11 protein-coding genes are annotated in these 25,076 nt (G+C 46.0%); all 11 read right to left on the minus strand.

Annotation, left to right across the window (positions count from 1 at the left end):
• Positions 1-70 precede the first annotated feature (70 nt).
• The 11 genes from ACO1NU_RS09460 to ACO1NU_RS09510 all read right to left on the minus strand — a co-directional run bounded on the left by ACO1NU_RS09460 (position 71) and on the right by ACO1NU_RS09510 (position 25,074).
• Positions 71-4,204: a hybrid sensor histidine kinase/response regulator transcription factor gene (locus ACO1NU_RS09460; protein WP_448818228.1), complete on the minus strand. Its 4,134-nt coding sequence runs from the start codon at positions 4,202-4,204 to the stop codon at positions 71-73.
• Between the two features lie 298 nt (positions 4,205-4,502).
• On the minus strand, positions 4,503-6,371 hold the full coding sequence (locus ACO1NU_RS09465) for a sialate O-acetylesterase (RefSeq protein ID WP_448818229.1): 1,869 nt from the start codon (positions 6,369-6,371) through the stop codon (positions 4,503-4,505).
• Between the two features lie 130 nt (positions 6,372-6,501).
• Positions 6,502-8,451, minus strand: a complete 1,950-nt coding sequence (locus ACO1NU_RS09470) for a RagB/SusD family nutrient uptake outer membrane protein (protein ID WP_448818230.1) — start codon at positions 8,449-8,451, stop codon at positions 6,502-6,504.
• A gap of 13 nt (positions 8,452-8,464) precedes the next feature.
• Positions 8,465-11,539, minus strand: coding sequence for a SusC/RagA family TonB-linked outer membrane protein (locus ACO1NU_RS09475; protein WP_448818231.1), 3,075 nt, complete (start codon positions 11,537-11,539; stop codon positions 8,465-8,467).
• A 345-nt stretch (positions 11,540-11,884) separates the two neighbouring features.
• Complete coding sequence (locus ACO1NU_RS09480; RefSeq protein ID WP_448818232.1) at positions 11,885-12,358, minus strand: hypothetical protein; 474 nt, start codon at positions 12,356-12,358, stop codon at positions 11,885-11,887.
• Between the two features lie 82 nt (positions 12,359-12,440).
• On the minus strand, positions 12,441-14,915 hold the full coding sequence (locus ACO1NU_RS09485) for a glycoside hydrolase family 95 protein (RefSeq protein ID WP_448818233.1): 2,475 nt from the start codon (positions 14,913-14,915) through the stop codon (positions 12,441-12,443).
• A 29-nt stretch (positions 14,916-14,944) separates the two neighbouring features.
• Positions 14,945-17,356 carry a TIM-barrel domain-containing protein gene (locus ACO1NU_RS09490; protein ID WP_448818234.1) on the minus strand — a complete coding sequence of 804 codons (2,412 nt, stop codon included), beginning with the start codon at positions 17,354-17,356 and terminating at the stop codon, positions 14,945-14,947.
• A 92-nt stretch (positions 17,357-17,448) separates the two neighbouring features.
• The gene (locus tag ACO1NU_RS09495) at positions 17,449-18,405 is read right to left on the minus strand and encodes a glycoside hydrolase family 43 protein (RefSeq protein WP_448818235.1); all 957 of its coding nucleotides are present in this window, start codon (positions 18,403-18,405) and stop codon (positions 17,449-17,451) included.
• Positions 18,406-18,416: 11 nt separating this feature from the next.
• Positions 18,417-21,032, minus strand: coding sequence for a TIM-barrel domain-containing protein (locus tag ACO1NU_RS09500; protein WP_448818236.1), 2,616 nt, complete (start codon positions 21,030-21,032; stop codon positions 18,417-18,419).
• A 23-nt stretch (positions 21,033-21,055) separates the two neighbouring features.
• Positions 21,056-23,026 carry a glycoside hydrolase family 97 catalytic domain-containing protein gene (locus ACO1NU_RS09505; RefSeq protein WP_448818237.1) on the minus strand — a complete coding sequence of 657 codons (1,971 nt, stop codon included), beginning with the start codon at positions 23,024-23,026 and terminating at the stop codon, positions 21,056-21,058.
• 2 nt (positions 23,027-23,028) lie between these two features.
• The gene (locus ACO1NU_RS09510; RefSeq protein ID WP_448818238.1) at positions 23,029-25,074 is read right to left on the minus strand and encodes an NPCBM/NEW2 domain-containing protein; all 2,046 of its coding nucleotides are present in this window, start codon (positions 25,072-25,074) and stop codon (positions 23,029-23,031) included.
• Positions 25,075-25,076: the final 2 nt, after the last annotated feature.

Here is a 25,076-nt window from a genome sequence, read left to right on the forward strand (position 1 = left end):
TCGTCCTTCGGGTTCAGGGCCCCGGTTAAACTTTCTCCATGTCTAATTTCGGACCCTTTGGTAAATATAATCAACTGATCTTCGAAATATACTTCCGTTTCGCATTCATATATTCAGATGGTTGCATATTAAACCTGGCCTTAAAAGACTTGGCAAAATAATTAGGGGTAGCAAACCCAACCATGTAGGATATTTGCGCTACGTTCAGGTCGCTTTTTTCAAGCAGAACTGCGGCTTTCTCCAGCTTAACTGAACGGATGTATTCTACCGGCGACTGCCCGGTAAGCTCCAAAATTTTGTGATACAGAGACACCCTGCTCATCCCCACATGCTTGCTGAGATCTTCTACCGACAACTTCGGATTATTCAGATTTTCCTCCAGATAAAGCGTGACTTTATTGAGCAGGAGATCGCCTTGTGATTCAATCACCAGTTCTGGTGCCTGTACTTTGATCTGCTTCGTGTAGGTATCTTTGAGCGTCCGGTTCAACACAAGCAGGTTTTTAATTTTTGCATTCAAGATCTCAAAGTTGAAAGGCTTGGTCATATAATCGTTGGCGCCGGTTTGTAGACCTCTGATCTGTTCATCCTCTCCCATCAGAGCTGTTAGCAGGATAATAGGGATATGACTGGTACGTTTATCGGACTTCACCTTGTTGCAGAGCTCTATCCCGTCCATCACCGGCATGCTGATATCACTCACAATAATCTGCGGATGATGAGCAAGCGCTTTCTGCCATCCTTCTTTACCGTTCGATGCTTCAATGACGCGGTAATAAGCCCGAAGGTTGTCTTTCAGATAGAATCTAAAGTCATCATTGTCTTCAACAAGCAGAACAATTGGTTTTTGAAGGTCGCCATCCGCAGTTCGTGCTTCAGCAGGAGAGCTGATGCTCATGACAGCTTCTGTTTCTTCAAGAGGCTTATCCTCTTCAAAAATCACCTCTTCCGGGATAACATCAACCTTTGTCTGCGCTGGAACGACTGCTTTGAACGGCAGGCGGATGATGAAACTGCTACCTTTTCCCAGATCACTTGCGACTGCTATACTTCCGCCATGCATCTTAACAAACTCGCGCGTTATGGAAAGGCCTATACCACTACCCTGGTTCAAAACCGAGGAAGCGACATCTCCCTGGAAGAAGCGGTTAAAGATCTTATCCAATTTGTCATCAGGTATTCCAATCCCGGTATCGGTAATCCGAAGACTGATCATACCTTCTTCCGAGCTATTAAGTGCTTGCTCCTGATCCAGCTCAACCTTTATTGATCCGCCACTGTGCGTGAACTTGAAGGCGTTTGAGAGAATGTTAAACAGGATGCGTTCTAGTTTATCATGATCAAAAGAGGTATAGAAGTGATCCAGGTTACTCACAAAAGTCAGACTGATATTCTTGCGTAAACTAAGATCCCTGAACATTTCAGAGACATCGCGAATAAATGACACCAGTTCACCCTCAGAAAGGCTTAACTTCAGCTCATGCTCTTCCATCTTTCTGAAATCCAAAAGCTGATTAACCAGGTTCAACAACCTTCGTGCATTTCTCTTAATGATATCCAGATGCCCACTTCCCGATTTAAACTTCTCTTCAGACAGTAAGGTATCTACCGGTCCCATTATCAACGAAATAGGCGTGCGGAACTCATGGCTCAGATTCGTAAGGAACTTCAGCTTCATCATATCGAGTTCATGCAGGCGTTCTGCTTCTTTTCGCTCCTGTTCCAGCAGTTGTTTCGCCTGAAGCCTTTCCTGTTCCATCCGGAACTTACGCTTTAGCTCTTGCATCGCCCTGTATCTCAGGTAGAGCAAAATTCCAACGATGGCGATAAAATAAAAGATATAGGCATATATGGTTAGCCAAAACGGCGGCTTTACATGAACGGTGATCGAGGTGATCTTTCCAAAACTATGTCCGTCCCTATCCATAGCCCGAACTTTGAAAACGTATTCTCCGGGATCAAGATTAGTGTAAGAAGCCGTCCTTACAGAACCTACATTATTCCAGCCCTTGTCAAAGCCCTCCAGTTTGTATGAATAACGATATTGCTGAGGGGTAATATAGCTCAGGGCAACAAAGTCGAGGGAGAAGTTCTGAGCGTAGTCGAGATGGATCTCTTTTGCCACAGATATATGTTCAGCAATCTGAGAGCCCTCTGCCGGAACGATGGTTTTATTGTCCACCTTTAATTCCGTAATCAATACGGGTGGGATATTGGCACTTTTTTTCAGGTTTGCAGGGTTAAAATAATTGAAGCCATCCTGCCCGCCAAAAAACAGTTCACCGTCTGAGCTTCTAAGACCAGCTCCACTATTGAAATTACTATTCTGTACGCCGTTATAATTATTATAATTGATGAATTTCCGTGTCTGTGGATTAAAACTGCTGATACCGGAATTAGTGCTGATCCACAAAAGACCTTTTTTATCTTCGATAATGTCATACACAACAGCGTTTGACAGTCCTTCCCTTTCAGAATAGGATATAAACTGCGCCGTCTTTTTGTCGTAAACACTTAGTCCACCACGTGTTCCCACCCATATATTACTGCTTTTATCTTCCGCGATACAGAGCACTACGTCATTAGGCAGCTTGCTGTTTGCTTTACTGAGAAGCCTGAAAGACTCAGTCTTTGGGTTGAATACAGCCAGTCCTGAGCCATGTGAACCGATCCACATATTACCGTCTGTGTCTTCTTCGATCGCCCTGATATAACCGTTGGTAGGAAGTCGCCGGACTCCTGCCGGCGAGTTATTCTTGTAAAAAGCTTTGAATGTTTTGTTGACTGGATTATAGATACTTACTCCCTCACCATTTGTCCCGATCCAGATATTTCCCCTGGAGTCTTCCTTAAGGCAGAACACATTATTGTTGATCAGGCTCGCTCCGTTTGCACCTTTAACAAAATGATCTGTTCTTCCGGTTTTTAAGTCCAGCGAATACAGGCCATTCACATAAGTACCTATCCAGAGGCGATCACTTTTGCTCATTTCAAGTGAGAGGACGGCAAGTTTAGAAGAAGAGTTGCCATCTTTAGGCTGTAGTGGGATATGTTTGAATAAGCCGGTACGCCGGTCAAACTGATTCAGCCCTCCACCATCGGTACCCACGAAAATGGCGCCATTCCGTGATTCAGCAAATGACGTCACGTTTGATGAAGATAAACCGCGGTCATCGAATGGATTACTGCGCTTCAGATTGAAGAGATTAAGATTCTTGTCTGACTTGTTAATGCCTCCTTTGAAGGTACTGACCCAATGAGTTCCAAGATCATCAATATAGACGAACCGCACGGACTTACCCGCAAGACTGTAGATATTCCTGCTATCCGGCTTATAAACGTCAATTGCCCCTGATTGAACATCTAAAATATTAACCCCCTCTTCGGTTCCCAACCAAAGTTTACCATTCGAATCCGAAGCAACTGCATAGATATCATTGCTGCTTATTGATCTGACTCCTTCTTTGTTCCGGAAGTTCTGAAACCCTCTTCCGCCTGGCAGTAACTTACTTAGTCCGCCATCCGTACCGATCCATAGATTGCCGTTCTCGTCTTCTGAGATGCTTCTTGTCGCCTTGCCGGCCAGACTGTTTGGCTGAGTTGAGGAATGGGTATAATGCAAGAAAGAATTTGTCGCACGGTTATAAAGAAAAAGCCCGTCATCAGATCCAACCCACATTCTGCGTTTGCTATCTTCAAAAAGACAAAGAATTGTCCTGGTAGTCAAGGTTCCGATTTTAGATCCTCCACCCGGAATATTGGTTAACTTCCCGGTCTTGGGATTGAGCATACTAATTCCATTCACGTTTGATATCCATAAATGGCCGCGATAATCAGTAGTAATTGCTCGTATGACATTGTTCTTCCTGTCAAATCCTTTATAGACGGGAAGTCTTTTGAAGTTATCCTTTTGCCTGTCGAAAGAACAGATAGAACCTCCGTTGGTACCAATCCACAAGGTTCCTGAAGGATCTTCATGAAGTGCGACAACCTCATTTGTTGGCAGGCTACTTGTATCTCCCGGCTGATGCCGGTAGACCGTAAAGCTGGTACCATCATACTTATTTAGTCCGTCTTCCGTGGCAAACCACATAATTCCATAGCGGTCTTTCAGTATAGCCGTGACGACGTTAGATGATAGTCCATCCTTTGAAGTAAGTGAAGTAAAGTTAATCTTCTGTGGCTGTGCATAGGCCAATTGCACAATCCATAAAAAACAGATGTAAAGACAGAAAAATCGTCTCGATATCAGGTTAGTTAGCATATTTATCCGGCTCCTCTAAGTCTCAATTGTTACTTTCTTACGTTCTCACATCTTCCAGGACTTGAGTTGAGAGATACGGGATCGTTACAAACTGGTCGGAACGAAAATACACATTAAAAAGTAGGCATTTACAAGAAATGTGGGTTTTAGTAGTTCATGGAGGCCTAACAAAAAGATACCAGAGAGGATTCGATCTCTCTGGTATCACTCGAACAAGCCTTAATATTCGTAGATCAAATTATTTATCCGTACGGAAAGGTGAAGCGGGTAAACCCTCGGCATTGTAAAGATTCGCGCCTGATGGATTATCTGACCATGCATATCGCACATACCTCGGCGACGAAACTTCCTCGGCCCAGACCACTACCTTATTGCCTTCAATCCTGGTCTTGGCCCAGACAAACTTCTTGTCTTCAGCAGCGATCGAGAAGTGAGAGAGGTCCTCACCATTGTGTGAAACAAGTCCGCCTCCTATGTGATCAAACGTGAGGATGATCTTGTCGTCCTTTACTTCGTAAGACTTACAGATGGGACCAGAGGATACCAGGTCTCGCTCTCCATAGACTGTTTTTCTCGCTGCGAGAGCCAGTCTCACACCCACGTCTTTCTTATTGTCCGGATGAATATCATTCCATTCACCCAGGTCGATCGTTACTGCCATTGCCGTGTTCGGCACAGACAGTGACTTCAAAGCGGCCTCCCGTAGAATGGGCCAGCTATCTTCCGTTGGCAGATAATTGGCGTCTCCGAAATTCGGCAACTGAACATACAGGAACGGAAGGGAAGGCTGTGTAAACACTCTCCTATAGTCTTTAATCAAAGCGGGTAACAGCTCTGCATACTGAGTTGCATTGCCTGAATTGCTTTCTCCCTGATACCAGAGCACTCCCTTAACGGCGAATTTGGATGCAGGTGCAATCATACCGTTGAAAAGTGCGGCAGGCTCATTCTGAGCAGAAATAGCTTCAACTTTACTTCTCTCCATCGGCAGATATACTTCACCAACTTTGTAGCTCCAGTATCCGGTGAGTTCCATTATGTTACCATTCGCTTCCAGATGATAAGGCTTATCGGGAACAAATCCACCCTTTCCGGCATTGTTCTGTACCCTTACAACCAACAAATTCTTTCCAGGCTTCAGAATGCCCGCATTCAGAGCGTATCTTCTTTGCGGATACTGATAAGCTGTTTGTCCAACCTTTTCGCCATTCACATACACCATATCGGCATCTACAATTCTGCCTAAAAATAACTTTGCAGGCACCCCTGTCATCGTCTGAGGGACATCAATCTCCTTACGGTACCAGACCACTCCATTCACATCCCTGAGGCCCTGATCTTCCCAATAGCCTGGAACACTTATCCTTTGCCATCCTTTCGGGGTATACGTGGGATCAAACCACTTTTTAATGCCCGTCAAACCTTTATCGGAGATATTGGATTCGCGCCGACGTTCCAAAGCCGCCCGCCTGTTGATGTCATTCACGTAAGCGGTATCCTTATTCCGCAAAGCTGCAGCAGCTATATCGGAAAATGACTGTAATCCTTTTTCGCTGGTCCACGACTCAATAGGTGTACCTCCCACGCTTGCATTAATGATACCAATCGGAATACCATATTTTTCATGGATCTCGCGGGCGAAAAAATAAGCAACGGCTGAAAAGTCCGCTACATTTTCCGGATTCGCCCACATCCAGCTTCCTGTATTATAGTCTGCTTCTTCACCGGTTAATGTTGCTCTGGTAGCAACACAAAACTGGCGTATGCGCGGGAAGTTGGCTTTGGCGATATCCTCCGCATAAGTTATGTTATGCAAAGACAGCTGATGAACCATATTAGATTGACCGGCGCACAGCCAAACATCACCAATAAGCACATCCTTCAGCTGAATGCTATTCTTTCCCTCAATCTGCATTGTATACGGACCACCAGCTTTCATCGCCGGAAGGGTAGTGCTCCACTCTCCCGCTGCTGTAGCTGTAACCTTTGCAGATTTACCATTGAAGCGGATAGTGATCTTTTCACCGGGTGATGCCCATCCCCATATCTTAAGCTTGGCATCACGCTGAAGCACCATGCTATCCCGGATGAGCCGGGGAAGCCTCACTTGAGAAATGGATTGTTGTACAAAGAAAAAGTTAAAGCATAAAAATAATAGTAGTTTACTCCTCTTCATAGAGATTAGGATATGCTATTAAAAGAATGGCTGTCGATTTGTGACAGCCATTCTTATTTGATTAATTGTAACCTGGATTTTGATAAGCTTTCTTTTCAGCTTCCGGCATTTTCATTGCGTTAAGCTGTGCAATTGGAATTGGACGAAGATAATGACGGGGCTCTATCGTACGCTGTACCGTTATAGGAGTATGATCTCCCTTGTTCGGTCCACAGATCTGATAGGAGGAAGCAAGTTCATTCCATTTCTGGGTACGCACGAGATCATACCAACGATAGCCTTCGCCAAAATATTCACGGGAGCGTTCAGCCAAAATGTAATTAATGGTGATCGTAGCAGGCGTTGCAGCAGTCAAGGCAGCACTATTGTCCTCCACTCTTGCTTTGTTGCCGTTGTTGTCCCAACGCCATCTTCCAGCACGGGCGCGGATAACATTGATAAGATCTCTAGCGCTTTTTCCAGCTTGAGCATTCGCTCCCTTAACAGCAGCCTCAGCCGCGATAAAATAGAACTCAGAAAACTTAGCGATATTAAATGGTCTGGTACTAGCCGCGTTTGGTTGTCCTAATCCTCCCGCATTATCTGTACGGTACGGACCAAGCTTCCAAAGACCTGGGTAGACAACCCTGCTTATACCTCTTGGAGAAATTACAAAGTCTGCTCTTCCCGGCAACACTCCTGCTCCAACGTTGCTCTTGTAAACAGTGTTTGAATAATCAATGGCAGTAGCTGGCTCCTCATTAAGAAATGTAAGGATGGCATCGCCGGGCGCAACGGGTAGGCCGTTTGCGTTGTAGAGAACCGTCTCTTTTGCTCCTCCTTTAGGCCAGTTACCACGATAAACAGTGGTGAAAGTACCATCATAGCGAGAGTCGACAGCCTTCTCCGAGAACGTATTGGTAATGGCGCCTATTGTTGGACTCATACGTGTCCATGGGCGTCCCAGCGCCTGTGCTGCTTCACGTTGAACTGAACTGACGACAGTGCCCCAATTTGCAGTAGTTGCACTTCTAATGTCAGTGTAGTTCCATGTCATCATCCAACTAGCAAAGTTATCCGGAGCGCCACCACTACCATAAGTAAGACTGCCTGCATTGTAAAACTCACTATTTTCGGTATGATCTGCATATAACATGATCTCTTTATTACGATCATTCTGCGCCAAATTCACGTCATAATAGGTAGGTTGCAGTCCAAATGGCCCTGGGTTGTCGATACCTGCAACAGCAACATCATACGCTTGTTGATAGTACCATTGAGCATTATGCCCATCAGGATCAGTCCGTGGAGTTTCAGGATAAGTTGGTATGTTATTAGGATTTTCGAGCCACCAACCATACGTCAGATAAGCTTTAGCCAAATATAATCGCGCCACATTTTTCGTTGCACCTCCTGTTACTCTTCCTACCTGAGGTAAATCATTAATCGCTTTCAGAAGATCGGGGAATATAGCCTTGGTGTAAACTTCTGGCACTGTATTTCGGACGGAGTACCGTGATGGAGAAATATTAAATTTCAATTCACCGGCGCCGAGATCCAGAGGAACCCCTCCAAAAGTCTGCACAAGCAGAAAATAATCAAATGCTCTGAAAAACCTTGCCTCAGCTATCAGGGCATCCGAAATTCCTACTGCGGTAGCATTTTCGATAATTCCACTTGCAGTATTGATATTATAAAACGTAGGCGCCCAGATGGCATCAGAACGACTGCTCTCCGAAGTAATTTGACCAACACCGGAAAGATCCATGTCTTTGAAATTCTGATCGGCATCTTTTCCATATGTCACCTCATCTGTTCCGGTCAGAGTCGTATTATAATAGTAAGCCTGACCGTAAATATAACGAAGATGCGCATACATGGACGTTAATCCTCCATTTACGCCTTTCGCGGTTGCGAAATAACTAGGTTCATAGATACTACGCGGCTGTTCGTCCAGAATATCTTTACAACCTGATGAAAAGAAAGTGAGCAACGCTGCTCCCACAACAGCCTTTATATGTGTATTTCTCATGATTGATTAAACTTTAAAATGTTAAATTAACACCAAGCAGGTAGCTACGGGTTGACGGTGAATTCGTACCTATTGTCAACAGCCTTCTCAGATTTGCAGAGTAAGTTACGGCGGCATTCTCATTGGCATACGAGTTCGTTTCAGGATCCATACCTGATTCTTTGTGATATGGAGAGAAAAGAACAAACGGATTCTGAGCAGTGAAGTACACTCTTAGCCGGTCAACACCTACACTCTTTAACATGTTTTGGCTGAAATTATACCCCAAAGAGAGGGTCCGAATTTTAAGATAGGATGCGTCGAAATAACCTAGCGTACTACCATATTTAGGGTTATCGCCGCTGGCTATACCGCCCGGCTTCGGATATTTTGCATCGGTATTTTCAGGCGTCCAGTAGTCTACTTTCACGTTTCCGCGACGACCGCTCATCATGTTTAAATAGCCAGATGACGAATACAAGGTACTGTTCAGAATGCCTCCATGTTTAAAGGCGGCGACTGCTGACAGATCAAAACCTTTGTAGGCAACCCGGGTATTAAATCCGCCTTGGAATTTTGGTTCTATGCTCATAACCTGCATATCTTCCGCATTGATTGCGCGGACAGGTGTACCGTCTTCTTTATAACCACCGGTATACTTAACTTTGATCATACCGACGTTACCCCCTGGTTCAAGGATCGCCCTGTCAGGATCACCTTCTTGCCATAGACCAACTTTCTCATAGTCGTATATCACATCAATTGGCTTTCCTACAAACCACCAATTGCCTGTGTCCTCTGGAGAACCATCCGCTAAAGCCAGCAATTTATTACGGTTCGCATATAAATTCACGCCAGCTTCCCAAGTCCAACCGTTTACATTGTCCAATATCACCCCATTCAAAGAAAGCTCAATACCTTTATTTTCAGTCTTTCCAACATTAGCGGTATAACTTCCTACGCCTGATGTCGGAGGCAGTCCTACTCCTAACAGCAGGTCATGCGTTTTGGTCTGATAGTACTCTACCGTACCAGAAAGGCGGCTTCCAAACAATGAGAAATCTAATCCGTAGTTCCATGTAGTAGAATACTCCCACCCCAAATCCGAGTTCGGTAATTCTGTTACATAATACCCTGTTGAATATTCGTCTCCGAAATTGTAGGGTCTGGTACCCAGACGTCCCAATGTAGCATAGGGAGCAATTGACTGGTTTGAGGTTTGGCCATAACCCGCACGTAGTTTCAACATATTGATGAAAGGAACACTTTCCATAAACGCCTCTTTCGAAACATTCCAGCCCGCAGAGACGGCAGGATAAGTATGCCATTTATGTCCTGGCGCCAGTCTGGAAGATCCATCCGAACGAAGGGTGGCAGATAACATGTACCTATTATCGTATGAGTACATAACACGCCCCATCCACGACATCAATCCGCTTACGGTATAGCCATTATCATCAGGACTAATCGTAATCTCACCGGCTGCACTTCCAAGGTTGTAGAACTGAAATGCTTCATTTGGTATATCCTTCGCAGAAGCCGCTGATCTACTATAGCGGTTTTCTGAGGCAGAATACAATGCTACTGCATTGATCTGATGTTTTTCAGCAAAGGTGCGATCATAGGTAAGTAAGTTCTCGATCGTCCAGTCAGTTGTAAGTGCATTGCTGATCGTTGCGACAGACTCTGTTTCTGGGTTTACCGCAGTCACACCCCGTCCCACAAAACTACCATTGTTACTTTGACGATAGTTCAAGCCAACGTTGGCACGATACTTTAAGCCTTCTACTCCAGGAATTTTAGCTTCTCCATAGATCGTGTTATATGATCCGAAAGATCTGTTCTGTGTAAGCCAGGTATCCTTTAAGTCTTCCACAACATCCTTTGTATAAACCCATTGATCATCGCGCGGCATTCTGATAACTCTTTTCAAAGAACCATCTTCATTATACGGGTTGGCAAGAGGCGAAGCACTCAAAGCGCCATATAGCCCAACATTCGCACCATTCGTAATATTAAAGTTGTTATTTGTATTGAATCCGACGCGGAAATACTTGCCTACATTCTGATCAAGACTACCTCTGATGGAGAATCGCTCGTATTTTTGAGTCGGTATAACACCTTCATCTTCTAGATAACCAATATTGAAATTATAGCTTCCTTGCTCAGTACCTCCTGAAACACCAACATCGTGACTCATCATCTTGCCTGTTTGATAGAGAAGGTCCTGCCAGTCTGTATTTACATCATCTGATTCATCCAACGAATTTGTAAATAGGTCGCCTGCAGCTTTACGAAGCGCCGCAAGCTCAGGACCGTTCATCATCGGATACCTGGCAAACAGGGTTTTAGGACCGGTAAAACCGTTATAGCTTAGTTTCGCCTTTTGTCCGGTGATCCCTTTATTCGTGGTAACCAGAACTACACCATTCGCACCACGCGAACCGTAAATTGCAGTAGCAGAAGCATCTTTCAAGATATCTATACTCTTAATATCGTTAGGATTGATATCACCGATCGACCCTGCGAAAGGAATTCCATCCAAAACTACCAGGGGGTCATTACTAGCGGTAAGAGATCTCGTTCCGCGGATACGAATCTGCATCGCGGCTCCAGGCTGTGAGGATGTTTGAGAGAATTCTACACCGGGTAAACGTCCCTGAAGTGCCTGTGAGATATTTGCTGCAGGCACGTCACGAACCGCCTCTCCACGAATGGAAGCAACTGAACCAGTCACCGCCTCCGCACGCTGAGTACCGTATCCAACCACAACGACATCTTCCAGCACCTTACTGTCTGCCGCCATCTTAACGGTAACATTGGTTTGCCCGGCGATGCGAACTTCCTGGGTATTGAAACCCACAAAAGATACTACAAGAGCCTGTTCATTCGCCTGGACATTCATCTTGAATTTTCCGTTCACATCCGTAGACGCTGAACCTGATCCTGATTTCGCTTTTACCGATGCCCCTGGTAAAGGCTGGTTCATATCATCTAAAACGGTTCCACTTATAGACTTGGTCTGGGCAAAAGTGGATAAGAAGAAAAGCAAGGAAAATACGGTTAGTACCCATTCCTTACGATAGGGATTTAATAGAAATCGTCTCATAAATGATTACTGATTAGTTCAAAATTGGTTTGCATAGTACTACTTAATTAATCGGTTAATTTGATTGGTCGAACCTGATAGGAAACGTTCCAAATCAATCATGTTCTTGTAAGTTGCTTATCTAAAATCTTGGTTAGCGGGCTACCTCACGTCAGATCGACAACCTTCACATTGGTAAAGGTATAAGGATCACCCAATAGGGACGGAAAACAATCGTTATATTTAGGGTAAAAATGTTAAGGGAACAAATTTACCCCTTTTTAATCGTGTACGAGGCGTTTTTCCACCTTTTCGACTCGTCCAGCCAACACGCCACTTCGCCTATTCAGGCGTCCTGCACTTCAATTAATCTTTGCACGACACACTGTCAAACTTAAACCTGCCGCTTGCAAAATCAATCTTGGTACCTTTTTTAAAATACGACTTGCCGAGATAAGACTCAATCTCTCCTACCCCTAATTCGAGCTTGGTACTGTCTTTCAAAAATGCCAGAGGATTTTTAAATACTGTCTTGTTTTCACCAGTTGTGAATGTATAGTTCACATACAAGGTATCCCCCTTGAATTCACCCTCGATAGTTCCGTTATTGTCTGGCTTCTCTGAATAGTTAATCTGAAGCTTGCCGGTGACCTTTCCTCCACTTCGATTCTCAAGGTCCAGATAGGCTGTATCTGCTCCCGAAGCAGCAACATAACATTGCGTGCTCTCTATCACATCCTTGTCTGGCTGATTACCTGCAGACGGAGTATTATTTCCTGAACCACAAGCATAGAAAAAGATTAATAATGAACTGGCAAAAGCTAAATGGAAAGTTTTCATACTTTTTAGTTTTAATCGGTTACAGCCTCCAAGTTACGAATTAACCTGCAAATCGCTGTTCGAAAACTTTCCGACCTCTTAATCACAAGCTGCCGGCTACTTTGTAAACACCGCCTGGCCGGGTCTGAAGTGTGGTCACGTACCAGTTCCCTGCTTTTACAGCCCGTGCATTACTGCCCTCTATGGAAACCGGAACACTGGTCCGGATCACGCAGGGGCCTCCCTTTTCTGATTTCACCAAAGCCTTGCTTAAGTGCCCGTTTTGCCACTGCATATCCACGGTGAATGCACCCCGCGCCTTCAAACCGGAAACGCTACCCTGTTCCCAGGCACCGGGCAGTGCAGGAAGCAGATGTAAATCTTCCAAATGACTTTGCAGCAGCATTTCAGTCATTCCGGATGTCCCGCCAAAGTTGCCGTCGATCTGAAAAGGCGGATGTGCATCGAACAGATTGGGATAAAGCCCTCCCCCCTTCGAAACACTAAGATCACGCATCAGATCGCGTACCAGCTTGTACGCATGGTCGCCGTCAAGTAGGCGGGCCCAAAAGTTGATTTTCCAGGCAAGGCTCCATCCTGTACCTTCATCCCCCCTTAGCTCCAATGTTTTCTTACTTGCAGCCGCAAATTCAGGAGTAGTGATAGGCGAAATTTCTCTACCCGGATGCAGGCCATAGAGATGACTCACATGTCTGTGGTGCGGATCAACATCTTCCCAATCCTTATACCACTCCTGCAGATTTCCTTTTTTGCCTATTTGAAGCGGAAATAGCTTCGCCATCTTCGCTCTGAGCAGATCAATGAATTCTTTATCCGTATTCAGCACCTCAGCAGCCTCAATGCAATTTCTGAAATGATCGCGTATGATCGACATATCCATCGTTGTCGCGATGCTTGTATTGGCCTCCTTGCCATTATCATCATAATAGTCGTTCTCCGGTGAGAACGACGGAGCCGTTACGAGGTAACCGTTCTTATCTTCTACCAGAAACGCCACAAGAAACTCAGCAGCGCTCTTTAATACCGGATACGCCTCCCTTAAAAACTTTTCGTCCCGGGTAAAACGATAATGCTCGTAGAGATGGCGACTCAGCCAGGGCGCACCCATATACCAGTTTGCCCATTTGGGGTCACCCTTACCGCGGTCACCTACCGGATTACTGAGTGCCCAGATATCTGAATTATGATGAGCTACCCAGCCGCCCATGTTATAAAACTCTTTCGCTGTTTTCCTGCCGTTCACCGGAAGCTGATCTTTTATAAAAGTCAGGAATGGATACTCCATTTCTTCCAGATTGGTTATCGCAGCAGGCCAATAGTTCATCTGCGCATTGATATTGATGGTATAGTTCGAACTCCAGGGTGGTCTTACTGAATTATTCCAGATCCCTTGCAGGTTTGCTGGAGGTCCTCCGGGCCGCGACGAGCTGATGAGCAGATAACGTCCATATTGGTAGAGTAATGTCTCAAAACTGAGATCCTTAACCCCACGGCTGAAAGCGATCAGTCTCTCGTTTGTAGGCAGTTTTGCAGTCTCCGCTTCCGCAGCTGATCCCAGATCTAGCTTTACGCGATTAAAATAGCGTGTATAATCGGTCAGGTGCTCTGACAACAGCTTGTTCCAGCTTGATTTAACGACAGCACGCTGGTTAGCGATGCTGATTTTTAGTTCATCTTTCCCTTCAGAGACGGGACACTTATCGAAACCATTGAAGCTGGTAGCCGCAGTAACAAAAAGCAGCACTTCATCGGCATGATCGACAGAAAGGCCGGACGTGTCAGAACGGCTCCTGCCGCCTTTATGCACAGCCTTAACCTGCACTGCAGCTCGCATCCCCCGACAATTCTCATCATCTTGATATTGAACAGCCTCCTTATTGTATTTTACATAGTTTGGATCTGCATGAGATGGAGCCTTAGCCTTCAGCAAAAGCCCATTTGAGCCGTCGGGCACAACAGTGTATTGTACCTGACTGCTTAAAGCTGTCCGAAAACTGATGCTTCCTGGCTTATCAGCCGTGAAACGGATAACAATTGCCTTAGCCGGAGCCGAGGCGATGATTTCCCGCCTGTACCTCACTCCATTGGCTTTGAATTCCACAGAGGCGACGCTGTTTGACAGAGACAGATCCCTGCGGTAGTCTTCAACATTCACTTCATTCTCCGAATTTTGCTGGATTCGCAAATCGGCCAATGGCATATACGCCTGGCTATAAACACCCTGTATATTCCTGACAAGCTTGTTTGCTTCCTGGTAATCACCCTTAAATAGTGCTTCCCGTACCTTTGGCAAATATGCGGGTGCATCTTGATTTACGACTGATCTCACCGGCCCACCGCTCCAGAAAGTCGCCTCATTTAACTGCAACAACTCGTTGGTTGGCCCTCCGAAAATCATTGCTCCAAGCATTCCGTTACCAACCGGCAGCGCTTCCGTCCATTCGGCGGCTGGTTTATTGTACCATAAAGTCAGTTTCTTTGGCTGAGCTGAAAGCTGTTGTACAGAGCCTGCGCACAGCAAAATAAAGATGAAGATGCGGGTTATAAGTAGGTTCATATCGGTTAAGTCCCCGTAAATATAACAGCTTAGATCTTAACGCTCACTTTTTTACCTGAAAAATTCACTTCGCGATCAAAAGAAGCTGCAGCTTCCCCTGAAATCGCCTTACCTTCCCCTACTAGTACTATCCGGAACTTTCTGTTCTTCAGCATACCGGAAAACGATCCCTTCCTCGCATTGATCGTCAGCACACTTTTCGCGTCGTTCCATTCAAAGTCGATAATAGAATAAGCACCTTTTTCGTAGTTATAGTTGTCATTTTCATCTTCGTACAAGGTGAACCTACCGTTGGCACCCCGATAAACGCGTACTTCCAACTCATCCCATTTCTTCTCCCCCGCATACTGAACTTTCGGGCCCATCGGAATAACGGATCCCGCTCGTACATACAAGGGCATAATATCGAGAGGTGTATCCTTCCTTACCACCTTTCCGCCACTGAGTTTTTCGCCAGTCCAGAAATCGTACCAGCTGGTACCTTGAGGAAGATAGACTTCCTTGCTTTTCACAGAACTAAAGTCTTCAACAGGTACAGCACCTGACTGACCGGCTTTTATGTACATAGGTTTAGTAACCGGAGCGACAAGAAAAAATTGGCCAAACATAAATTGGTCATTTATATCCAGTACTTTTTTATCCGCAGCGAAATCCATCATCAAGGCGCGCATCATACTGGATTGCCGGGCTGTAACGGCCCAGGATGTCGAATAGATATAAGGCAGCAAACGGTATCGCAAATGAATAAACTTTTCTATCGCATCATAGACCTTATCACCCTTACTGCCAAACTGATAGATCTCCCGGGGCGCATCTGCACCATGAGAGCGCATCATCGGTGTGAAAGCACCAAACTGTAACCATCTTGCGTAGAGCTCCCGGTACTCGGGATCTTCCAGTTTTCTCGGGAATTTCGAAAGGAAAAATCCGCCGATATCACTGTTCCAGTAAGGAATTCCACACAGAGAGAAGTTCAGACCAGCCGAAATCTGATTTTCCAATGCCTGCCAGGAAGCTGTGACGTCTCCCGACCAGGTGTTTGCGCCAAACCGTTGCTGACCGGCAAAGGCAGAACGGGTAAGAATAAAAACGCGCTTCTTCTGACTTTCTGCTTTTTGTCGCTGCGCCACACCACCAACAGTCATCAGTGGATAGGCATTCCTCACCTTCCTGAATGAGCCTAAATACGTTTTATTATTAAAATCTTCCGGTTTAAAGTTCAGATGGTCCGGCTCCGTAGAATCCATCCACCATCCGTCCATTCCAAGAGAAAAAATTCCCTTGTTCAGATACTTCCAATAGATATCGCGTGCTGCAGGATTGTATGCATCATACACACGTACCCCTGAAGGATAATCCATGTTCGGTGGCCAGGTATCGGTACCTGCCTGTGGCCAGGTCTGGAAGTTCATCAGCATATTCTGCCGATCCATCTCTTTATACGGCTTGGTCTGCGGCCCAAACGACGACCAGATCGAGATGATCATCCTGGCATTCATCGCGTGGACATCCTCGACCATCTTCTTGGGATTGTAGAAATCTCCGTTAAGAAATTCCATCGCATTCCATAGGTAATTATTACCCCAATACTGCCAGTCCTGAATAATGCCGTCCAGCGGAACGCCAAGCTGACGGTACTTTTTCACTACATCCACAAGCTCGTTCTGACTTTTATAACGCTCCTTGCTCTGCCAAAAACCATAGGTCCAAAGCGGGAACATGGGCGATTGGCCAGTCAGGTCCCTCATTCTGGCGATAACGCCATCGGCATTACCTCCGAACATAAAATAATAATCCACTGCTTCAGCGACTTCCGATTTGAACGATGTACTCACCGCGTTGTCCTCAAACACTGTCGGAGAGTAGTTGTCCCAAAAAAGACCATAACCTTTAACGGACTGGAAGAAAGGAACATAATCATCCGTATTCCCCTGAATCATATTTAGCTTCAGGTTACGCTGAACCATTTTCCCGTTCTGTTGGGAACCCAAACCATAAATACTTTCATCCTTATCCAGAACAAATGCCTGCGTGATGGTATGTGTTGGGCTACCCGCGTCGTCAAAGGGCTTGAAAGATGTCCCTGAATCCTTTTCTTTTAGAAGGTCTCCCCTTCCCACTGTTCTGTAGCTAAACTGACCACTCTTCTGATGATAAACTACGATAAGCTCCGAAGTTGCCAACTGCAGCAGATCGCCCTCCTGCTTCACACTGAATGACACTTTTTCGGGAGCTTTAATTACCGATAGACTTTCCTTGGCTTTGCCCCCCACGCCCGGAAACTTTAGTATCCTGACGATAGATGGAGAGTAAAAGCGTACATCAACTTCGCCGTTACCGTATCTGGCTTTAATTCCCATCTCTGTTCGTTGAAAAGTCTGAGCATTTAAACTAAGGCTCGCAATGAGCAGCAGCAAGGTGCTGGTATAACTTCGAATCATACAGGTTTTATTTATTGGTTAGAAAATCCCATGCCTGGTTGTTGAACAGTATTCAACTGTCACAAACCAGGCACGGGAAATGAATTATTTAATTACTTTACTGCTGCAACTCCCTCCTTAGTCTGCACGATCTTCTGGATCGTACCGTCTTCATTGTAATACATATAATCTACACAAATAGAACGTCTGTAACTGCCTCCCGTCGGCAACGCACCATTGTGATAGAAAAAATACGATTTTCCTTTGTAATCTAAAATACCTGGATGTGTGGTAAAGCTATTTGGCACATTTTCCTGGATAATGCCACGGTAGGTCCATGGTCCTGCAGGACTTGTCGCTGTGCAATATTCGATCATCTCAGGCTTGGTTCCGGCGCTTGCATATACCAGATAATACAGATCTTTACGCTTATAAACCCATGGACCCTCGATGTAGTTTTTAGGCTTAAGCGTTGTAATCGGACCATCCATCTCGATCATGTTCTTTTTTAGCTTAACCCATTTCAAGCTTCCGTTGCCCCAATACATATAAGCTTGGCCGTCATCATCAATCAGTACAGTCGGATCGATATCATCCCAGGCATGTGGAAGGTCCTTGGTCATTTCATTCACCACAAGTGCCTTTCCTATAGCATCCTTAAAAGGTCCGATAGGACTGTCTGCAACAGCTACACCAATAGCAGCTCCTCCTTTACTTTCTGCATTATTTTTATGAAACGTCGAAACGAACCAGTAGAACTTTCCGTCACGTTCAATACACTGAGCTGCATATGCGTCACCCGTTGCCCAGGAAAACGTCTTTGGAGAAAGCAAAGCCCCATGATCCTTCCAGTTGACCATATCTTTTGAAGAAAAAACATGCCAGTCGGGCATTTTGTAGTTAGTAGCTTCTACGGACGCGGTGTCATGGCTGGTATACAAATATACTGTGCCCTTGTGGACGATAGGTGCCGGATCTGCGGTAAAAATGTGCTTAATAATTGGATTCTGAGCCTTAACGGTACACACGGCACACAAAGATAAGGCTGCAAGCAGGAACTTTACTTTCATAGTTATTAGGTTTATAATGACAATTTTATGGATATACTTTTCCCTTTGTAGGCTATTGTTGTGGCGGCAGGAGTCTCCGTGGTGTCAATCCCTATGCCTTCTTTCACCAGTACCACTCTGAATACCCGGTCTTTTAAGTAGTTTACATACGCCCCCTGGAGAGCACCGATCTCAAGAGTCCTGGTTGCCTGCTTCCATTTAAAAGGAATCAGCGTGTACTCCCCTTTTTCGTAATTATAATTGTCGCCTTCGTCTTCGTAAAGCTGGAAACTACCATCCGCTCCTTCATAAACGCGAATCTCAAGACTATCGGCAGCATGTTCTGCTGTATGCTGCATCACCCTCCCCAAGGGGATGATAGACCCTCCCTTTACAAAAACCGGAATCTTATCTCCTGACGCATCCGCTTTGACCTTTTGTCCTCCACTAAATGATTTCCCGGTCCACAGGTCATACCATCCGGATGCTTTTGGCAAATACACATCCCACTCCCGTTTCCCGGCTTCAGTTACCGGGGCAATTAACATCGACTTTCCAAACATATACTCATACCCTTGCTCTACCGCTTTCGGGTCGTCCTGGAAGTCCATTACCAGCGGACGCATAATCGTAGAGCCTTTTTTAGACACCTGCCACGCGGCAGAATAAGTATAAGGCATCAACCTGTAACGCAGGTTCATCATCTTCCTCATCGCATTCTCCACCTTTTCACCATATTTCCATGGCTCCGTTTCCGACTGGTATCCATGCATTCTAAATATGGGGTTGAAAGCTCCCCACTGAAACCAGCGGACCAGTATATCGTGATACTTCTCGTCCGTGTATTGCGCCTGTCCGGGCCGGAAAAAGCCTCCGATATCAGTTGTCCAATAAGGCATCCCTGTCATGTTAAAGTTGAGCCCGGCCACAATTTGCCGCCTGAACGTATCCCAGTTCCAACCAATATCTCCAGACCAGTTAATAGTCCCATATCGTTGCTGACCTGAAAAGGCCGACCGGGTAAGTATCGCCACCCGCTTACTAGGATCGGTCTCGCGCTGACCTTCGTAAACCGCCTTGCTAACAAAGAGTGGATAAGTTAACCTGTAAAAATCGCCGGATCCAAAATGCGTTGTTTTACCTGCCAGCGCATCATTTTCCGGTTCAGTGGCATCCATCCACCAGGAGTCTACCCCAAGACTGAACAGATTTTTATTCAGAACATCCCAATGCGTCTTTTGAGCCTCTGGATTATAGATATCGATCCAGGGACTATTGGGGATGTAAAGGTTCTTTTGTATATACTCCTGAGCTATTTCCGATTTCTTATCAATATTCTCCCAAACCGATATTGAAAACCGCGCGTTCAGGTTGTGAAGCTCTTTGATGAATTTTTCAGGCTCCGGATAATGTGTCTCATCAAACTTCGGTACTCCCCAGCCGTATTTTCCCCAGTATTGCCAGTCCTGTACAATAACATCCAAAGGAAGATTCCTTTGCCGGAATTCCTTGACGGTCTCCACCAGGTGAGTTCCAGAGGTGTATCGCTCCCTGCATTGCCAATATCCAAAAGCCCACAAGGGCAGCATTGGAACCGGACCTGTCAACTCCCGGTAGCTCCCTATTATCTCATCCGCGTCGTTCCCTGAAAATACCACATAGTCCAGCGACCTGGCGTGCGGCGAACGGAACGTAGTAACATCTTCCGCGGGCTTCCAGGAAAACTTAGGTGTATTGGTTGCTTTGCATTCAACCTGAACGGTGTGCTCTCCTGCTTTCAGGTGCACAAGCTTTCCGGCCGAAGGTGGAAGCCAGAGGTTCGACTGATCAATCTGAGCTACACCATCAATAATGACCAGGTGACGGTTGTCCATATTCCCCAAATCGAGCATGATCGAATACTCGCCATCGCGGTCCAGACTGAACTTCCCGTTATAAACCGACTGCTGCTGCGAAACTCGTTGTGTGCCCGAGGTTGTAGTTACTTCTACATCCCCCGCACTTCCTGCCCCTCTCTCATCTTTCACCAACGATACCTCCTGATCAGCAGGATTGAAGTATGTCAGACCATACTGATGCCACAGAATCCCATAATTCCGGCTCGAATACAAAAAAGGAATCGCAATTTGAGAATTCACCTGAGTCAGCTTCCGGCTTACATTCCTCAGGTTGAAATTACCATCCTGAAACTGACCGAGACCTAATAGATGTTCATCTTCCGGTGAGCTAAAACTTTGCTCCGCCACATAACATGCCTCTCCGTTGATTTTATCAGGGCTCAGTTTCCTGCTCCCAGCCTTTTCACTGAGAAAAATCTTCCCTTCTTTATTTAAGAAATCAAGACTTCCGGTACTCTTATTGAATACGACTGTCAACATCGGCATCTGCAGCCTGAGCTGAGACGGAGTTTCAATATGCTTGAATTTTGGAGTCGCGGTCTTACGTTCGAAAACGAATTCCCGCTCCTCACGTGCTCCTGCTTTTACCCACTGAACCCTGACCACCCGTTCGGATAATGGGATAAGATCCAGAATGCCCTCTGTCAAAGCAATAGACAAGCGGTCTGCTTTTCGCTCATAACGCTTGTAGCTTTGACCAAATACGAATGCTGGAACTAATAATAGCAGAGAAAAAACAGTAGATCTCATAGTAAAAGCGGTTTGTGGATTAATCAGTTAACGGGTGTCAGCGTGGCTGCAAATCCACCACGGCGGAGCATCTTGATATCTACGGAAGATGATCTGTCCACTTCGATAGTTTTATACGAAAACACTTTGTCATGTTCGCCGTCAGCTATTAGCTGCAGCGAATACTTGAGACCTTCTTTGAGAAAAGGGAACGTAAGCTTTTGAGTTTTCTCCCTCATCTCAGCACTGATTCCACCGACATACCATACATTTCCTTCCCTTCTCGCCATCGTCACATCTTTGCCTGGGAATCCACTCAACAAGCGTGTTTCATCCCACTTAACGGGAACCGCTTTCAGGAAAGACTTTACATTTTCAGGCAGCTGACGATATCCGTCTGGCCGATCTGCCAGATGCTGCAATGCTGATTCAAACAATACGCTTAATGCCAGCTCATGTCCGTAAGAGGTGATATGCGGGAATTGAGAATTCGTAAAGGTGACAGGGGTGTAGTCCATTGCACCCACCACGTTTCTTGTAAAAGGAAGAATCGTATTATGTTCCGGTGCAGAATACGTAAACTGGGGGCCGTTGTTATACCACTCAGCACCGCGCACGCCCTCATAGGTCATCAAATGTGGATATGTTCTCGACCAACCACGTGGCACCAGGCAACCATGAAAATAAACCATGATTTCGTATTTGGCAGCATCATCCAGAATATCCAGATAATACTTGATCATATCCTGCTTTTCACTCTCAAAGAAGTCGATCTTAACCCCAACAAATCCCATCTTCTTCAGCTTGCTGAACTCAGCAACCCTATTTTCATGAGTAAGCATCCGGTCCTTGGGTGTCGACGGTACCCAGGTATGATCTCCCCCTGAGTTATACCAAATCAGCGGCTTCACTCCTTTTGACAGGATATACTTGGCCGCATCTTCCACATTCCCACCGTTCGTCATCGAGTCCCATTCCCAATCCAGTAATGTATAAGGCCAATTCATCTCCGCCGCGAGATCAGCGAAGTCAGTCACTATTTTATAGTCTTTTGTACCGTGATTGCTCGACCAGTAGTTCCATGATACTTTTCCAGGCTTGATCCAGCTGGTGTTCTTCACTACAGATGGCGTCGAAATATCATCCACGAGTGTAGATGCCACGATATCCTGCAAACTGCCCATCATGACCACTCTCCATGGTGATTTCCACGGAAGTGAGATGGTCGGCTTGGAAGCTCCCTGCCCGCGGCCATCACCCTGGTCGGGGAATGTGAGCTTGTACTTATTCGCCTCCGCCTTGTTGCTCAACTTCGTTCCGCAATAAGTCCTGTCGAGATCTGCCTCATGAAGCAAGTACCAGCAGGATGCATCCTGTGTCTGGAAAAGAGCCGGGTAACACCAGTCCTGCTTCTGAATGGTACTATCGCTCATCGCCGTGTACAATCCTTCATTCGCCGGGTTCCATTTCTCCATCCAGCGCTTTGTCGCCTGAGGGATCGTATAAGATGTAAGCTCATCCTCCATTACAAAGCTTCCGCCTTTGCCTGGAAATTCATAACGAAACGCCATACCATCATTGTAAGCACGGATGATCACGTTCATTTTTGTTTTTCGGGCACTTTCAAAAGTCACAACAACTTCATTGGCGGAATTACTGCGCTCCAAACTTTTTCCGTGAAGTGCACTGTACTTTTCTGTTATCAGCTTTTCACTATTCTTTTTGAGGAACCGAAGTCCCGTAGAAAAGTCCTGGTCACTTCTCTTCAAACCCAAACTGATTTCCGGAATTACCTCCGTCTGCTTTCCTTCTCCGGCATAGCTCGTCTTCAAATGCCATTTCTGTCCGGCACCTTCATTTGTGGAGTAAAGACTCACTACCACGTTCTTATTGGGCGACTGAACCTCTACTGTTTGCCCGAAGGACTGAAGAGCCCCCAGCGACAAGCCCATCGTCAAACTCCAGACGAGCGTCAGGGTGTTGAAAAAACCAGAAATACTATTGAAACGGCTCATTTTTAATGATTTTTAAATTTATACAACGCTACTCCATGCACTGGCACCTTCACGCGGAAGGATGCTCCCGCCTGGACAGTGGCGACATCCTGTTGTCTCCAAAGGTCCCTGACCTGTTGCTTGCCTGTAATTCCCAATTTCTGCAGGTCCTTGTAATCTATATCAACCTTCTCAAGTCCAAAGTTGCAGAACCCAACGGCACGGCTGCCATCTTCCAGTTCCTTGACGTAAATACGCAAGTCGCCGATTGTCTGAACACAGGTAGCTTGTTTGCTCAGGGGATCCTGGTTGATCGCAATTACCTCGTCATTGGTCAGGAGATTCAAAGTGAAGGCATCTAACTTTTCCATATCACAGCCAATCAGCAAAGGTGCCGAAAACAGGCTCCACAGACTAAAATGAAGATATTGCTCGTCGGGTTTCAGCTTACTCGGATGTGGATTTCCCCATCCGACGATGCCCACCACCAACATATCCGGATCATTCCAGCTTCCCGGCTTTGCCCAGGCGGCCGATTGATCCTGTGCCAGAGCGATATTTTTCACACTTGTCCAGGTATCGGTTATATCGTTCGTGGTGCGCCAGGTTTGGCCACCAACTGAATTGCCCCATTTCCATACATCCGACATTCCGTACTGGCAAAGGCTATACACAATATCCCTCGGTTGCTCACGCAGGTAGTCGCCCATCAGCTTAAATGGCTTCATGGCAGTTGCGAGTTCATTTCCCCCGGCATAAGACAGCGAGCCAACCTTATAGGGATCATTATCAGCCATTCCATTTATTACCCCACCGTAACTGCACCAATCATATTTCAGGTAGTCAAAACCCCATTTTGCATAACTTTCCGCGTCTTGTTTTTCAAATCCATAGCTACCTACGCAACCACCACAAGTCCAGGGACCAGGACTCGAATAAAGTCCGATCTTCAAACCCATACCATGCACTTCGTCGGCAAGTGCTTTCATATCACCAAAGCGTGCGTTAGGGAGGATATTTCCCGCCTCATCGCGTAATTTCCCCTGTAATGCCGGATCCTTTGAATCACGGTTATGCTGCCAGAAATCATCAATATTGATATAGGTCCAGCCATGATTAACAAGTCCGCTTTTCACCATAGCTTCAGCCGCCCTTTTCACCTTCTCGGCCGAGACTTCTCCTGCAAAGCAGTTCCAGCTGTTCCATCCCATAGGAGGTGTCAGAGCAATCTGGTCACCACAAACGATCCGCAGCTTCCGCTCTGCAGCACCTTTCGCATTCTTAGCTTTTAAGCTGACAATGAAGGTCCCTGCTTTCTCAAGCTTACCTGTAATTACCCCCGTCCTGGTATCTATCTGCAAGCCCTTCGGTAAGTTACTCACAGCAAAGGTCATAGGCCGGTCGCCAGAGGCCGCTATACGAAACTGAAAGGGAGAACCCGGCCGCACACCAAAAACGCTTGCTCCATTGATTCTTGGCGTAGCCGGAGCTGCCGGCGTTAAAATATAAGACTCACTCGATACCGGGTTAAAAGTAGCTAGTGTTTGCAACCCATCTGTCAGAAACCTGGCATCTGCCCAGTCCGCATGATCATAGTAATTCCCGTTGCCGCCATCAGCCACAACGAGTTCAACGCGCCGGATACCGGCCAGCGATACTGAACATTCCCGGGCTGCATCGCCCAATCGCATAACGCCGCTAGACCAGAGCTTCTTTCCATCGCCATACACCAGAAATTCAACTGCAGGCTCATGATCTTTCATTTCATCATCAACACCTACAGAAGCAGAAAACGACTTCACCTTTCCATCCAGCTGAATGATAAGGGAACTTTCAGCATGGGTTCCAAAGCCCCGTTCGAATTTCTTCCCGGCAATTGTCATGACATTACCGTCAACAGTCCTGTTGCTTTTCGGAACACCATAGCCTTGCGTAGCGGCACTGAGGTCCAGCTGATCAAGCCATACCGTTTGAGTTGTCTGAGCAGCTACAGGTGCATGAGTTGTACATAGCGCCAGCAGCATGAAGAAGCATGCCAGCGAAAGAAAATTTTCGTTTTTTATAATCATGT

The organism is Arcticibacter sp., assembly GCF_053551015.1.

Bases quoted from the DNA above. Each gene is read 5' to 3' on its own strand.
- ACO1NU_RS09505 (WP_448818237.1), bottom strand. From the start codon at position 23,026: ATGAGCCGTTTCAATAGTATTTCTGGTTTTTTCAACACCCTGACGCTC.
- ACO1NU_RS09510 (WP_448818238.1), bottom strand. From the start codon at position 25,074: ATGATTATAAAAAACGAAAATTTTCTTTCGCTGGCATGCTTCTTCATG.
- ACO1NU_RS09490 (WP_448818234.1), bottom strand. From the start codon at position 17,356: ATGATTCGAAGTTATACCAGCACCTTGCTGCTGCTCATTGCGAGCCTT.
- ACO1NU_RS09485 (WP_448818233.1), bottom strand. From the start codon at position 14,915: ATGAACCTACTTATAACCCGCATCTTCATCTTTATTTTGCTGTGCGCA.
- ACO1NU_RS09475 (WP_448818231.1), bottom strand. From the start codon at position 11,539: ATGAGACGATTTCTATTAAATCCCTATCGTAAGGAATGGGTACTAACC.
- ACO1NU_RS09500 (WP_448818236.1), bottom strand. From the start codon at position 21,032: ATGAGATCTACTGTTTTTTCTCTGCTATTATTAGTTCCAGCATTCGTA.
- ACO1NU_RS09470 (WP_448818230.1), bottom strand. From the start codon at position 8,451: ATGAGAAATACACATATAAAGGCTGTTGTGGGAGCAGCGTTGCTCACT.
- ACO1NU_RS09495 (WP_448818235.1), bottom strand. From the start codon at position 18,405: ATGAAAGTAAAGTTCCTGCTTGCAGCCTTATCTTTGTGTGCCGTGTGT.
- ACO1NU_RS09480 (WP_448818232.1), bottom strand. From the start codon at position 12,358: ATGAAAACTTTCCATTTAGCTTTTGCCAGTTCATTATTAATCTTTTTC.